Here is a 12,614-nt window from a genome sequence, read left to right as displayed (position 1 = left end):
AGCAACGTCGGCTTGTGGAGAAGCCCGATGACCGTCCGACCCGTTGTGGGCCGGACTGTCATGGACGTTGCATCAGCCTCTCCGCCAAGCCGGACAGGGCAGGACCGCCATGGGGTGGTCTCGCCAAGTGCTCGGATTGGGAGGTGTTCAATGGTGCGCAAATTCTGTCTGGCCCTCGCTGCCGCGGCCTCTGCACTCGCGATCAGCGCGTCGGCCTGGGCTGACATCACGATCCTCGTGCCTTCCGGCAGTGAAGGCGACGGCCTCAGAGCCGCGGCCGCCGACTACGCGAAGATGAAAAACACCAAGGTGGAGACGGTGCAGGCGCCCTATGCCAATGTGTTCGAGCAGGGTGCCAATGCCGGGGCAACCAAGTCCGGCGTGTTCGACATCATTCTGATGGACGACCCGTGGATCCCGTTCTTTGCGGAGAACGGCCATCTCGAGGATCTGACGTCCTATTTCAAGGGCGCCGGGGTGGAAGGGCCGGACAACGATTTCCTGTCGAAGTCGCTGGCGATCTGCCGCAATCCCTATAACTCGGGACCGTACGTGTGCCTGCCCTATGTGGGCAACGCCCAGATGTTCTTCTATGACGCCGCCAAGTTCAAGGAAGCCGGCGTCGAGGCCCCGAAGACGTGGGACGATGTGCTGAAGGCGGCCAAGGCACTGACCGAACAGGGTGGCGGCCGCTACTTCGGCTATGTCTTCCGGGGCGGCCAGGGCAATCCGGTCGTTGCCGACTTCATGCCGATCTTCTGGTCCTATGGCGCCGACATGTTCAACGCGGACCGCACGAAGGTGACGATCGATACGCCCGAGGGCGCTGCCGCGATGAAGGCTTTCATGGCGTTGCGCGACGTGTCGCCGAAGGGCGTCGAGAGTTACAACGCCAACGAGGTCGGGACCGCCCTTGCGGCCGGCACCGCCGCCTCGTCGATCAACTGGCCGAACTGGGTAGCGACCTTCGAGGACCCGAGCCAGTCGAAGATGGTCGGCAAGATCTCCTATAGCCCGATCCCGGCCGGCACGAAGCCGGGCAGTTCGGAGATCGGTCACTGGACGATGGGCATCATGGCGGCATCCAAGAACAAGCAGGAGGCCTTCGACTTCATGATGTGGGCGACCACGGCCGAGCAGATCAAGATCTCCGCCGAACGCGGCAACCCGCCGGTGCGCACCTCGGTCTTCACCGATCAGGAACTCACCAAGCAGGAGCAGTTCCGCCACTATCCGGTGCTGATGGAGGCGATCCAGGCCTCGACGCCGCGCCCGCGCCATCCGAAGTGGCCGGAAATCGAGAATGCCTTCGGCATCGAGCTTTCAAAGGCGGTCGCCGGGACGATCTCGCCGGAGGAGGCGCTGAAGAATTCACAGGCCGCGGTAGAGCAGATCACTGGCCTCAAATAAGCGGCCGTCTTCGTCGAGCGGGGCCGCGCGCCTCGCTCTTGCGGCCGCGCCGGAACTCGATCCGGCGCGGCCGGAGTGCGTACGGACAGGTCCACGGGAGGGACCGATGTTGAAGTCCGACAAGGACACATCAGCCAAGTCGCTTCGGCGAGGAGGGGGCCTGGAGCATTGGGCGGAGCGCCACCTGCGCTACCTGATGCTCGCGCCGACCGTGCTCATCCTGTTGGCCCTGACGATCTTTCCCAGCATCTATATGTTTTACGCGGCGGTCCATCGGATCAGCCCCAATCCGGACCTGCCTTGGGAATTCGTCGGCGTCGGCAATTTCGCGCGGCTGCTTTCCGATCCGCAATTCCACGTGGCGCTCCGCAATACGGTGGTGTTCACGCTCGTGGCGGTGGCGCTCGAATTCCTTCTCGGCCTGGGGCTGGCGCTTCTTCTCGACAGGTTCATCCGGCGGCTCAGTTTTTTGAAGACGGTGCTGATGATTCCGATGATGCTGCCGCCGATCGCGGTCGCGATCACCTGGAAGCTCATCTACGAGCCGCAGTTCGGCGTTCTGAACGAGATCATGTTCCTGCTCGGTCTTCCCGTTCAGGCCTGGGCGGGCGACGTGAACCTCGCCATGTTCTCGATCATCGTCGCCGATGTCTGGCAGTGGACGCCGTTCGTCTTCCTGCTGATGCTTGCTGGGCTGGCAAGCCTGCCGGTCGAACCCTACGAGGCGGCCGCGCTCGACGGAGCCTCGTCCTGGCGGCAATTCTGGGACCTGACGCTGCCCTTTCTGAAGCCGGTGATCGCCATTGCGCTTCTCCTGCGCGTCATGGATGCGCTGCGGCTTTTCGACCTCGTCTTCATCCTGACGGGCGGCGGCCCGGCCGACCGCACCAAGGTCCTGAGCCTCTATATCTACCAGGTCGCCTACCGCTTCGCCGATCCCGGCTACGCGGCGGCAATATCACTGTTCGTGCTGTTCGTGACCATCGTGCTCAGCACCTGGTTCATGAAACGCATGCGGCTGGCGGAGTGAGAGGATGGCGACGATACGAACACGCAGTCGCACCCGGGAGATGCTTCTCCGCCTGTCGGCCTATCTGGCGATCCTCGTCGCGCTGATCCTGACGCTCTTTCCCGTCTACTGGATCGCAGCGAACTCGTTCAAGTTCGACATCGACATTTTCGCCGTGCCGCCGGAATGGGTGCCGCGAAACCCGACGCTGAAGCACTACGACGAAGCCTTCATCCAACGCCCGTTCCTTCAATACGCCCTGAACAGCTTCCTCGTCGCCATCGGAACGACTGTCATTTCGGTGACCTTCGGGACCATGGCGGGATATGCGCTGGCGCGGTTCAGCTATCCCTGGCAGTGGCGCAAGCAGATTTCGTTCTGGATCCTGTCGACACGGATGATGCCACCGATCGTCAGCATCATCCCGCTCTATCTGTTCTTCAACTATTTCGACATGCTCAACACCAAGTCGGCGCTGATCATCGCCTATACCGCCTTCAACCTGCCGTTTGCGACCTGGATGATGAAGAGCTATTTCCAGGATCTTCCGGTCGAGCTGGAAGAGGCGGCGGTCGTCGACGGCGACACGCGCTGGGGCGCATTCCTGCATGTGGCGCTGCCGCTCGCCCGCCCGGGGCTCGCGGCGACCGCCATCTTCTGCCTGATCATTTCGTGGAACGAGTTCCTGCTGTCGCTCGTCATCACGCTCACCGAGCAATCGCAGACGCTGCCGATCGGCATCGCCGGGCGGGTGACCCAGTACAACACCTATTGGGGAGAGATCAGCGCCGCCGGTTTCATGGCCTGCGTACCGATCGTCATCTTCGCTTTCATCGTCCAGAAGCACCTCGTCCGGGGGCTCTCCCTCGGCGCCGTCAAGGGGTAAGGGGGAGGGGGAGAGGCCCATGGCGTCCGTCCGGTTCGACAATGTGACAAAGAAGTTCGGCGAGTTCGTCGCGGTCCACGATTTCAATCTCGAGATCCGCGACAAGGAATTCCTCGTCCTCCTCGGCCCCTCGGGCTGCGGCAAGACCACGACGATGCGGATGGTCGCCGGCCTCGAGGAGGCGACGTCCGGCGACATCTATATCGACGCCGACCGGATCAACGACGTGCTCCCGAAATATCGCGACGTGGCGATGGTCTTCCAGTCCTATGCGCTCTATCCGCATCTCTCCGTCGAGGACAACATCGGCTATCCCTTGAAGATCCGCAAAGTGCCGCCGGAGGAATACAAGCGCCGCATCACCGAGGTGGCGCGGCGGGTCGAGCTCGACACGATGCTCAAGCGCCTGCCCAAGGAACTGTCGGGCGGCCAGCGCCAGCGCGTCGCACTCGCCCGCGCCATCGTCCGCACGCCGCGCGTCTTCCTCATGGACGAGCCGCTCTCCAACCTGGATGCGAAGCTCAGAACCCAGATGCGCGCCGAGCTGAAGCATCTGCAGCACGAGCTGCAGGTGACGACGATCTACGTGACCCATGACCAGATCGAGGCGATGACGCTCGCCCATCGCGTCGCCGTGATGAACAAAGGGGTGATCGAGCAGCTTGGAACGCCGCGGGAAATCTATAACGATCCCCGCACCCTGTTCGTCGCGGGCTTCATCGGCTCGCCGGCCATGAACCTCATCCCGGGCGAGGTGAAGGACGGCGTGTTCGTGAGCGCAGGCCTGCGTGTCGGGGGTGCCGATAACGTCAGCATTGCACGCGCCGTGCTCGGCGTCCGTCCGGAGGACATCCACGTGGCGCGCCCCGAGGATACCGACGCCAATCTTGTCGCGCCGATCTATTCGGTGGAGCTTACCGGCGAGAACACGCTTGTCAGCCTGCAACTCGGCGGCCGGCTCATGACCTTGCGTGCCGACAAGAACTTCGCCGGCCAGATCGACCAGCGCCTCGGCGTCAGGATCGAGGCAGATCGCATGTTCCTGTTCGATGCGGAGACGGAGCGACGTGTGGATTTCTAGCCCAGTAGTTGGGACGTGGTCCGAGGGGGTGCATCGCGAGGCGGGTGCCGACACCCCCCTCTGCCCTGCCGGGCATCTCCCTCCTTGTGGGGGAGATGCCCGGCAGGGCAGAGGGGGGTGTGGCCGGATACGTCGCCTTCGCCGCCATCAAACAGGGATAGCGGCAATCGCTTTCGTCATGGCATCCGGCGCGATCGCCGCTGGTCACGAGCCGATCGCCGGCAATCCCCTTGTCGACATTCCCGCTGGCGCCTTCGTCTTCGGCAGCGACAATGGACCCGAAAACGAACGCCCCCGGCGCGTGGTCGAAGGCAGCGCCTTCGCGATCAACCGCACCGAGATCACCAACCGGCAATACCGAGCCTTCGTCGCGGCGACCGGCCACCGGCCGGCCTTTTATGCCGAGCATCCGTTGCTGGGGCTCGCGGATCGTCCGGTCGTCGGCGTCAGCTGGGGCGATGCAACTGCCTTCTGCCGGCACTACGGCCTCGCTCTGCCGTCGGAGCAGCAGTATGAGCGGGCGGCGCGAGGCGCTGAGGGCAATGCTGTTCCCTGGGGCAACGGTTCCAGCGACGAGGCGCGGGCCAATGTCGGTGCCGATGCCTGCTGCTCCGGCGACGACCGCGACGGCTACCCGATGACCGCACCGGCCGATTCCTTCGCTGCCGGTGCCAGCCCCGAAGGCGTCCTCAACCTGGTCGGCAATGTCTGGGAATGGACGAGTGACATCTACGCGCCTTACATCGGAGCATCCGCCGCCGCGGGACACCATCGCGTGCTGCGCGGCGGGTCCTGGAACAGCGACGCGGGCCACCTGACGACCACCTACCGGCTCGCCTATGATCCCGATTTCCGTTTTGCAGCGAATGGTGGCTTCCGATGCGTCCGTTCCTCGCCCTGATCGCCGCCTGTATCGTTCTGCTGGCGCGCAGCGCTGGTGCGGAACCGCTGGCTGCAGCGGACTACCGGCTCGAAACGGTCCATGTTCCCGGCGCCGCCTTTGCCGGCCTCGTCCGCGACGGCCGCAGCCTGCTCGTGACCGATCTCGCGGGTGGGCGCCTGTACCGCCGCGACGAGGACGGGCGTCTCACCGCCTTCGGTCCCGTCTTTCCGCACGGGCCCGACGTGATCGGCGACCCGACGGGGCCGTATCGCGTCGCACGTGTCGGTGGTGAGTTTGTCGTCGCGCAAGGATGGACGCCGACCGATGCCAAGGAAACGCCGCTGGATCACAGCCTGGTCGCGATCGACGGTGCGGGAAAGACACGGGTCATCAGCAATGACTTCTGGAACCCTTTCGATTTCGTCGCCGCCGACCAGGGCTTTTATGTCGTCGATGCGGCGCGCAACAGCGTCGAGCGCGTTGAGCGCGATGGACGAAAGAAGACGCTGATCAGTTTCCGGCGATTGCCGCAGAAGGAAGGGGCGTTGCAGAGCCTGTCGCCGACGGAATTCGAGGCGAACAGCGGCTACGAGGTCGATGCGGTGCCGACCGGCATCGCGCTTCACAAGGGGCGCCTCTATGTCGCGCTCTTCGGCGGCTTTCCCTTTCTTGCCGGAGCAGGCAAGGTCGTGTCGATCCCCACGGCCGGCGCGTCCGAACCGCGGCTCGAAACCGACGGCCTCAACGCGCCGGTGGCGATCGTTTTTGCGGGCGACGAAGCAATGCTCGTGCTCGAACACGGGACCTATGATCAGAAGCAAGGTTTTGCAAAAGGCAGTGGCCGACTGCTCAGGATCGAAGCCGCGGCAAAGCGCAGAACCACCATCGTCAGTGGCCTGACACGCCCGGTCTCGGTGCTCGTCTGGGACGACCGGCAACTCGTCGTTTCCGACCTCGCCGGCAACCTGCACTTCCTAAGACGGGAATAGCTCGCGGGTGATCAACGCATCGGCAAGGCGATCGCCGATGCGCGGGGATTTCGCTCAGTGCTTGGTGCTTGTTTCCTCGCGAACTGCTTCCTCGTGATACCAGCAGCCGTCGATGGCAGCCGCGCACACATCCGACGAAGCAAACTCCGCCTTCCGCAGCCCCTCGGAGCGGCGCTCCTCGGCCTTCCGGGAAATGCGTGTCGGGAACTGATAGATCGTCGCGGTCTTCCCGTGAAAACTCGTGGCCATGCTCTGGTCTCCGGTGAGTCCTGCGGTCAAAGATAGTACGCCGTGGCAGAAATTGCACATCATTTACGCGAAATGCCGAAAAAACGTTCAATTGCGTGCCGGATTCGCGAGCATGGCCCTGTGCTTGGACGCGAGGGAAGGCGCTCGGTGCGATTTTTTAGGCAGCTGCGCGCAACTGACGCATTTTGCAGCGTTCGCTGCGCTGCCGCCGGATGCGGACGCCGTAGGGTCGAGCGGCGGGAAGGTGCGGTATATCCAGCAAAATCAACGGGGTGGCAAAAAACCGATGCCTCAGGGGCGATTTGCCGTCCGCCACGATCCGTGCGCTCGATCCAACGGAATCCGGTCTCGATCCGCTGCCGGCCGAAAAAAGAGTCGAGCCGCTCGCCGAGTTGGCACGCTTGATGCTTGAAGGGAGTCGATCCCTGGTGGTCGAGCACGTTTTCCGTGCGAGGCCGCGCCAGGAATTCTCAAACCTCGCAGCACCACGTTAGAGAGATTCGCTAATGACCAAGTATAAGCTCGAGTACATCTGGCTCGATGGCTACACGCCCGTACCAAATCTCCGCGGCAAGACGCAGATCAAGGAATTCGACGCCTTTCCGACGCTCGAGCAGCTTCCGCTCTGGGGCTTCGACGGAAGCTCGACGAACCAGGCCGAAGGCCGCAGCTCCGATTGCGTGCTGAAGCCGGTTGCCGTCTACCCGGATCCGGTCCGCACCAACGGCGTGCTGGTCATGTGCGAGGTCATGATGCCGGACGGCAAGACGCCGCATCCGTCGAACTCGCGCGCCACGATCCTCGACGACGAAGGCGCCTGGTTCGGCTTCGAGCAGGAATACTTCTTCTACAAGAACGGCCGCCCGCTCGGCTTCCCGGAGCAGGGCTATCCGGCGCCGCAGGGCCCGTACTACACCGGTGTCGGCTATTCGAATGTCGGTGATGTCGCCCGCAAGATTGTCGAAGAGCATCTCGATATCTGCCTGGCCGCCGGCATCAACCATGAAGGCATCAACGCCGAAGTCGCCAAGGGCCAGTGGGAATTCCAGGTCTTCGGCAAGGGCTCCAAGAGGGCTGCCGACGAAGTGTGGATGGCGCGCTACTTGCTGCAGCGCCTGACCGAAAAATACGGCATCGACGTCGAGTACCACTGCAAGCCGCTCGGCGACACCGACTGGAACGGCTCCGGCATGCACTGCAACTTCTCGACCGCCTACATGCGTGAAGTCGGCGGCAAGGACTATTTCGAAGCGCTGATGGCCGCCTTCGACAAGAACCTGATGGAACACATCGAGGTCTACGGTCCGGACAACCACCTGCGCCTGACCGGCAAGCACGAGACGGCGCCGTGGAACAAGTTCAGCTACGGTGTTGCCGACCGCGGCGCATCGATCCGCGTGCCGCACAGCTTCGTCAACAACGGCTATAAGGGTTATCTGGAAGACCGCCGCCCGAACTCCCAGGGCGACCCCTACCAGATCGCTTCGCGCGTTCTGAAGACGATTGCTTCCGTTCCGGCCGCGGTTTCGAAGGTCGCTTAAGACTCCCAAGCCACTTGACGGCGCCGACCTCGGTCGGCGCCTTTTTTGTTCGCCGGATCATTCGCTCCCGCGGCGCCTTGCCAGGATCCAGTCGACTGCGGCCGAAATGTCGTCAACAGTGGCAGACGGCGCCGGCGCGAACCGCGCCTCGTCACCCTCGCGATACTTTCCCGTCCGCACCAGCAGCGCGTGACCAAGCCCGGCGCTCAGCGCACCGGCGACATCCGTTTCCGCATCGTCCCCGACCATCACGGCCTCGGCTGCCGGACAAGGTATGGTGGCGAGGGCGGCGCGGAAAAAGCCGGGTGCCGGCTTGCCGAGGACGATCGCTTGCCGCTGGCTGGCAAATTCCAGCGCGGCGATAAAGGGTCCAGCGTCGAGGCTCAACCCGCCGTCGGCGTCCTTGAAGGCGCGGTTCGGCGCAAGCGCCAGCAATTCGGCGCCATCGGTGAGTTTTCGAAAGGCGGCGTTCAGGGATCGATAATCGAAGGCATCGCCAGCGTCGCCGACGACGACCGCCATGCCGCTGTCAGTGGGCAGATCCTGGAACTCGGAGACGAGATCGGGATGGACCAGCAGATGGGCGCCGCGACTGTGCGCGCGGAGCCAATCGCAGGCGGCCTCGGCCGGCGTGAAGAGTTCATTGCTCGTCACGGGAAGCCCCAGTCGCGCGAGCCGGGCAAGGATGGTCGGCTTGCTCGAGCGAGTCGTGTTGCTGACGAAGCGGATGGGAAGGCCGGCGGCGCGCAGGCGGGCGACCGCCTCTGCCGCCCCGGGGACGGCTTTCTCGCCATCATAGATGACCCCGGCAAGATCCAGGAGCACAGCGCTGGTCATCCGATGAGGATGACACGGCCTCGCCATGGGTCAAGAGTGGGGATCAGTCGTCACCGGTGGCGCCCAACGTCTCCGGTGGAAGAGAAGCGTGGCAGCGGGACCACTCGTGAAAGCTGCGGGATTTCATCCCAACGGCGGCAAATTCAGCCGCCGCCTATTCCGTCGTCTCATAGCCGCACGACCAGACCAGTCTGCGACCGTATGTTCCGGATCAGCCTGGGCGGGTGTCCGGGAAGTTGGCCGGATTGATGCCGAGCGTGTGGAGGTCGCGGGCATTCGGGCGACGGTGACCTTCGACGGCCGCGGCTGCGGCGGTCGCTGCGCCCAGGACGGCGAAGGCGCGGCCGATGAAGCCCATGCGGTTCTTGCTAGTCATTGTCTTTGCTCACTTTTCGTTTCAATTCGATGAGCAAAAGATGGGCCCGGCGAGGCTATTTTGCAATGCACAAAACCTCACTCCAGCCATGCAATGAAAGCAGGCCCGGTGGCGGTCGCCAACCGGGCCTGCTGTTGAGCGGGACGTGGCTGCCCCTCCTCGTTCCGCTCCTCTAAGCGCCTTGGGAGGCGGAAGAGATCAGTCTTCGCTGGCCGCAAGCTGGGCGAGCACTTCGCCGCGGCCGCGGGCCCTCAGGATCAGCGGCACGATGAAGGCCAGCGCCGCGATCGCCAGCAGCACGGCGGCAATCGGCGAGGTGAAGAGCACGGTCACGTCACCCTGGCTGATCGACAGCGCCCGGCGCAACTGCTGTTCGGCGAGCGGCCCGAGGATCAGGCCGACGACGACCGGTGCGATCGGGTAGCCGAAGACGCGCATGACGTAGCCGAGCAGGCCGAAGGCGAGCAGCATGCCCAGTTCGAACACCGAGGGATTGGCGCCGATCGTGCCGAGCGTTGCGAACAGCAGGATGCCGGCATAGAGCCAGGGCTTCGGGATCGTCAGCAGCTTCACCCAGAGGCCGACCAGCGGCAGGTTCAGGACGAGCAGCATGAAGTTGGCGATCAGCAGGCTGGCGATCAGGCCCCAGACGAGCTGCGGATTGGTCGCGAAGAGCAGCGGGCCGGGCTGCAGGCCGTATTGCTGGAAGCCGGCGAGCATGATCGCCGCCGTCGCCGAGGTCGGCAGGCCGAGGGTCAGGAGCGGCACGAGCGTGCCGGCCGCCGACGCGTTGTTGGCGGCTTCCGGACCGGCGACGCCTTCGATCGCGCCATTGCCGAATTCCTCCGGATGCTTGCTCAGCCGCTTCTCGGTGGCATAGGACAGGAACGTGCCGATCTCGGCGCCGCCGGCCGGCATCGCGCCGATCGGGAAGCCGATGAACGTGCCGCGCAGCCACGCCTTCCAGGAACGCGCCCAATCCGTGGCGCTCATCCACACCGAGCCGCGCACGGCCTCGACCTTGTCGGGGCCCTTGTCGCCCTGGGCGGCGATGTAGAGGGTTTCGCCGATCGCGAACATGGCAACGGCGAGCGTCGTCACCTCGATGCCGTCGAGCAGATCCGGAACCCCGAAGGAGAGCCGCGCCTGGCCGGTCAACTGGTCGATGCCGATGCAGGCGAGCGTCAGGCCGACGAAGAGCGAGGTGAGGCCGCGCAGCGTCGAGTCGCCGAAGGCGGAAGAAACGGTGACGAAGGCGAGCACCATCAGCGCAAAATATTCGCGCGGGCCGAAGACGAGGGCCAGCTTGACGATATAGGGGGCAACGAAGGCAAGGCCGAGCGTAGCAATGAGGCCGGCGACGAAGGAGCCGATCGCCGCGGTCGCCAGGGCGGGTCCGCCACGGCCGGCGCGCGCCATCTTGTTGCCTTCGAGCGCGGTGACGATCGAGGAGCTTTCGCCGGGCGTGTTGAGCAGGATCGATGTCGTCGAGCCGCCATACATGCCGCCGTAGTAGATGCCGGCGAACATGATCAGCGAGCCGCCCGGATCAAGCTGGTAGGTGACAGGCAGCAGAAGCGCCACAGTCAAAGCAGGACCGATGCCCGGCAGGACGCCGACAGCCGTGCCGAGTGTCACGCCGATCAACGCGTAGAGCAGGTTCATCGGTTGCGCAGCAACCAGCAGCCCCTGCAAAAGGAAATCGAGAGTACCCATAGGTGCCGGCCTTTCTAGAAGAGCAGACGTTCGAGCGGTCCTGCCGGCAGCGACAATTGCAGGACTTTGGCGAAGATCGTCCAGACCACGAAACTGGCGACGATGCCGAAGGGCATTGTCAGCCAAAGCTGCCGCTTCCCGAAGCCGCGCGCCGTCATGGCGAAGAGCACGCCGGTCGCGATCGAAAAACCGAGCGTATTGAGCAGCAGCATCTGCGCCGCAAGGCCGCCGACGATCCAGGCGACCGGCCCGAGCTGCTGCGGCTCACGCTCGGCGAAATCGCCCCTGAAGCCCTCGATGGCCGTCCAGATGGCAAGCACGATAAGACAGCAGGCGATCGCGTAAGGCACGGTGGTTGGACCGACCTGCGAGTAGCCGGCGAGCCCAGCGAGACGGGACACGTCCCAGAAGATCAGGCCGGCAATCGCAGCGAGTACGACGGCGATGATCAGCGCCGCCCTGTCAGGGCGGCGCGTTTCGACGGAAGGGCTATCTCCCCTGCTCATTTGACCAGTCCGATGTCCTTGAGGACGGCTTCGGTTGCCGAAACGTCCTTGGAGAGCTGCTCATCGAAGGCGGCGCCGGCGAGGTACGTGTCCTGCCAGCCCTTGGTCTTCAGCACTTCCTGCCAGCCGGCGGACTTGGCGAGCTTCTCGATGTCGGCGGAGACGGCAGCCTTCTGCTCGTCGGTGAGGCCCGGAGCGGCGGCGACCATGCGCCAGTTCTCGACGACGACGTCGAGGCCCGATTCCTTCAGCGTCGGGGCATCGATGCCTTCGATGCGCTCGGCACTCGTGACGGCGAGAAGGCGGAGCGTGCCGGCCTTGACCTGCGACTCGAATTCGCCGTAGCCGGAAATGCCGGCGGTCACCTGGCTGCCGAGAATGGCGGCGAGCGCCTCGCCACCGCCGGAATAGGCGATGTAGTTGATCTTGGTCGGGTCGACGCCGGCAGCCTTGGCAATGAGGCCCACGGCGATGTGGTCGGTGCCGCCGGCCGATCCGCCGCCCCAGGAAACGGCGCCCGGATCCTTCTTCAGCGCCTCGACGAGATCGGCCATCGTCTTGATCTCGGAAGCGGCCGGAACGACGATCGCCTCATATTCGCCCGTCAGGCGAGCGATCGGCGTGACGTCCTTGAGGGTGACCGGCGAGTTGTTGGTGAGGATGGCGCCGACCATGACGTAACCGCCGACGAGCAGCGCATTCGGGTTGCCCTTCTGCTGGCTGGCGAACTGGGCGAGCCCGATCGTGCCGCCGGCGCCGGGCACGTTCTGCACCTGCACGTTGCCGGAAATGCCTTCCTGCTGCATGACGGTCTGCAGCGAGCGGGCGGTCTGGTCCCAGCCGCCGCCGGGGTTTGCCGGCGCGATAATCGTGTAGTCGGCGGCATAGGCCGGAAGCGCCAGCGCGCCGGCGAGAATGGATGCGAGGAAGAAATGTTTCAAGGTCGGTCCTCCGTAGGCGCGGTTCGTCCGCGCGGTGATTGTTGTCGCGAACGGGAGAAACGGGCGGCTGAGCTTAAAAGCGGCAACCTCCGACCGGATTGGTGATTTCCTCCCGATGCGCTGCTGGCACTCCGCCTCCACGGGTCGCCAGCGGCCCTAAACCAACATAGAAAGCTGACATTAACCTGAC

13 protein-coding genes are annotated in these 12,614 nt (G+C 64.3%); 7 read left to right on the top strand and 6 right to left on the bottom strand.

What is annotated here, in order from left to right; all coding sequences use genetic code 11:
- Positions 1-150 precede the first annotated feature (150 nt).
- The 6 genes from NGR_RS09955 to NGR_RS09930 all read left to right on the top strand — a co-directional run bounded on the left by NGR_RS09955 (position 151) and on the right by NGR_RS09930 (position 6,258).
- Positions 151-1,410 carry an ABC transporter substrate-binding protein gene (locus NGR_RS09955; protein WP_015888141.1) on the top strand — a complete coding sequence of 420 codons (1,260 nt, stop codon included), beginning with the start codon at positions 151-153 and terminating at the stop codon, positions 1,408-1,410.
- 106 nt (positions 1,411-1,516) lie between these two features.
- On the top strand, positions 1,517-2,440 hold the full coding sequence (locus NGR_RS09950) for a carbohydrate ABC transporter permease (RefSeq protein ID WP_015888140.1): 924 nt from the start codon (positions 1,517-1,519) through the stop codon (positions 2,438-2,440).
- Between the two features lie 4 nt (positions 2,441-2,444).
- The gene (locus NGR_RS09945) at positions 2,445-3,305 is read left to right on the top strand and encodes a carbohydrate ABC transporter permease (RefSeq protein ID WP_015888139.1); all 861 of its coding nucleotides are present in this window, start codon (positions 2,445-2,447) and stop codon (positions 3,303-3,305) included.
- Positions 3,306-3,324: 19 nt separating this feature from the next.
- Entirely contained in the window at positions 3,325-4,386 is a 1,062-nt protein-coding gene (locus NGR_RS09940) for an ABC transporter ATP-binding protein (RefSeq protein WP_015888138.1), read from the top strand.
- 178 nt (positions 4,387-4,564) lie between these two features.
- Positions 4,565-5,287 carry a formylglycine-generating enzyme family protein gene (locus NGR_RS09935; protein ID WP_164923988.1) on the top strand — a complete coding sequence of 241 codons (723 nt, stop codon included), beginning with the start codon at positions 4,565-4,567 and terminating at the stop codon, positions 5,285-5,287.
- Positions 5,266-6,258 (top strand): ScyD/ScyE family protein, encoded by a 993-nt coding sequence (locus NGR_RS09930; RefSeq protein ID WP_015888136.1) that lies wholly within the window; start codon positions 5,266-5,268, stop codon positions 6,256-6,258. Before NGR_RS09935 ends, NGR_RS09930 begins: the two co-directional genes overlap by 22 nt.
- Positions 6,259-6,312: 54 nt before the next feature.
- Here the strand turns inward: NGR_RS09930 and NGR_RS09925 are convergent, their stop codons facing one another.
- A complete protein-coding gene (locus NGR_RS09925; protein ID WP_164923987.1) occupies positions 6,313-6,507 on the bottom strand; it encodes a DUF2735 domain-containing protein in 195 nt (64 codons plus the stop codon).
- 506 nt (positions 6,508-7,013) lie between these two features.
- Between NGR_RS09925 and NGR_RS09920 the strand changes: the two genes are divergently transcribed.
- Positions 7,014-8,048, top strand: coding sequence for a glutamine synthetase beta-grasp domain-containing protein (locus tag NGR_RS09920; protein ID WP_015888134.1), 1,035 nt, complete (start codon positions 7,014-7,016; stop codon positions 8,046-8,048).
- Positions 8,049-8,105: 57 nt separating this feature from the next.
- On the opposite strand, the gene NGR_RS09915 is transcribed toward NGR_RS09920, so the two are convergent.
- The 5 genes from NGR_RS09915 to NGR_RS09900 all read right to left on the bottom strand — a co-directional run bounded on the left by NGR_RS09915 (position 8,106) and on the right by NGR_RS09900 (position 12,424).
- Positions 8,106-8,885 carry a TIGR01458 family HAD-type hydrolase gene (locus tag NGR_RS09915; RefSeq protein WP_164923986.1) on the bottom strand — a complete coding sequence of 260 codons (780 nt, stop codon included), beginning with the start codon at positions 8,883-8,885 and terminating at the stop codon, positions 8,106-8,108.
- A 211-nt stretch (positions 8,886-9,096) separates the two neighbouring features.
- Positions 9,097-9,261 (bottom strand): hypothetical protein, encoded by a 165-nt coding sequence (locus NGR_RS32290; protein ID WP_015888132.1) that lies wholly within the window; start codon positions 9,259-9,261, stop codon positions 9,097-9,099.
- A 198-nt stretch (positions 9,262-9,459) separates the two neighbouring features.
- On the bottom strand, positions 9,460-10,977 hold the full coding sequence (locus NGR_RS09910; RefSeq protein ID WP_015888131.1) for a tripartite tricarboxylate transporter permease: 1,518 nt from the start codon (positions 10,975-10,977) through the stop codon (positions 9,460-9,462).
- 14 nt (positions 10,978-10,991) lie between these two features.
- Entirely contained in the window at positions 10,992-11,483 is a 492-nt protein-coding gene (locus tag NGR_RS09905; RefSeq protein WP_015888130.1) for a tripartite tricarboxylate transporter TctB family protein, read from the bottom strand.
- Positions 11,480-12,424, bottom strand: coding sequence for a Bug family tripartite tricarboxylate transporter substrate binding protein (locus NGR_RS09900; protein WP_015888129.1), 945 nt, complete (start codon positions 12,422-12,424; stop codon positions 11,480-11,482). The genes NGR_RS09905 and NGR_RS09900 overlap by 4 nt, the downstream gene beginning before the upstream one ends.
- Between the last annotated feature and the right edge of the window lie 190 nt (positions 12,425-12,614).

This window comes from Sinorhizobium fredii NGR234, assembly GCF_000018545.1.
Taxonomy (GTDB): domain Bacteria; phylum Pseudomonadota; class Alphaproteobacteria; order Rhizobiales; family Rhizobiaceae; genus Sinorhizobium; species Sinorhizobium fredii_A.
This window is presented reverse-complemented; position numbering and strand designations above follow the sequence as displayed.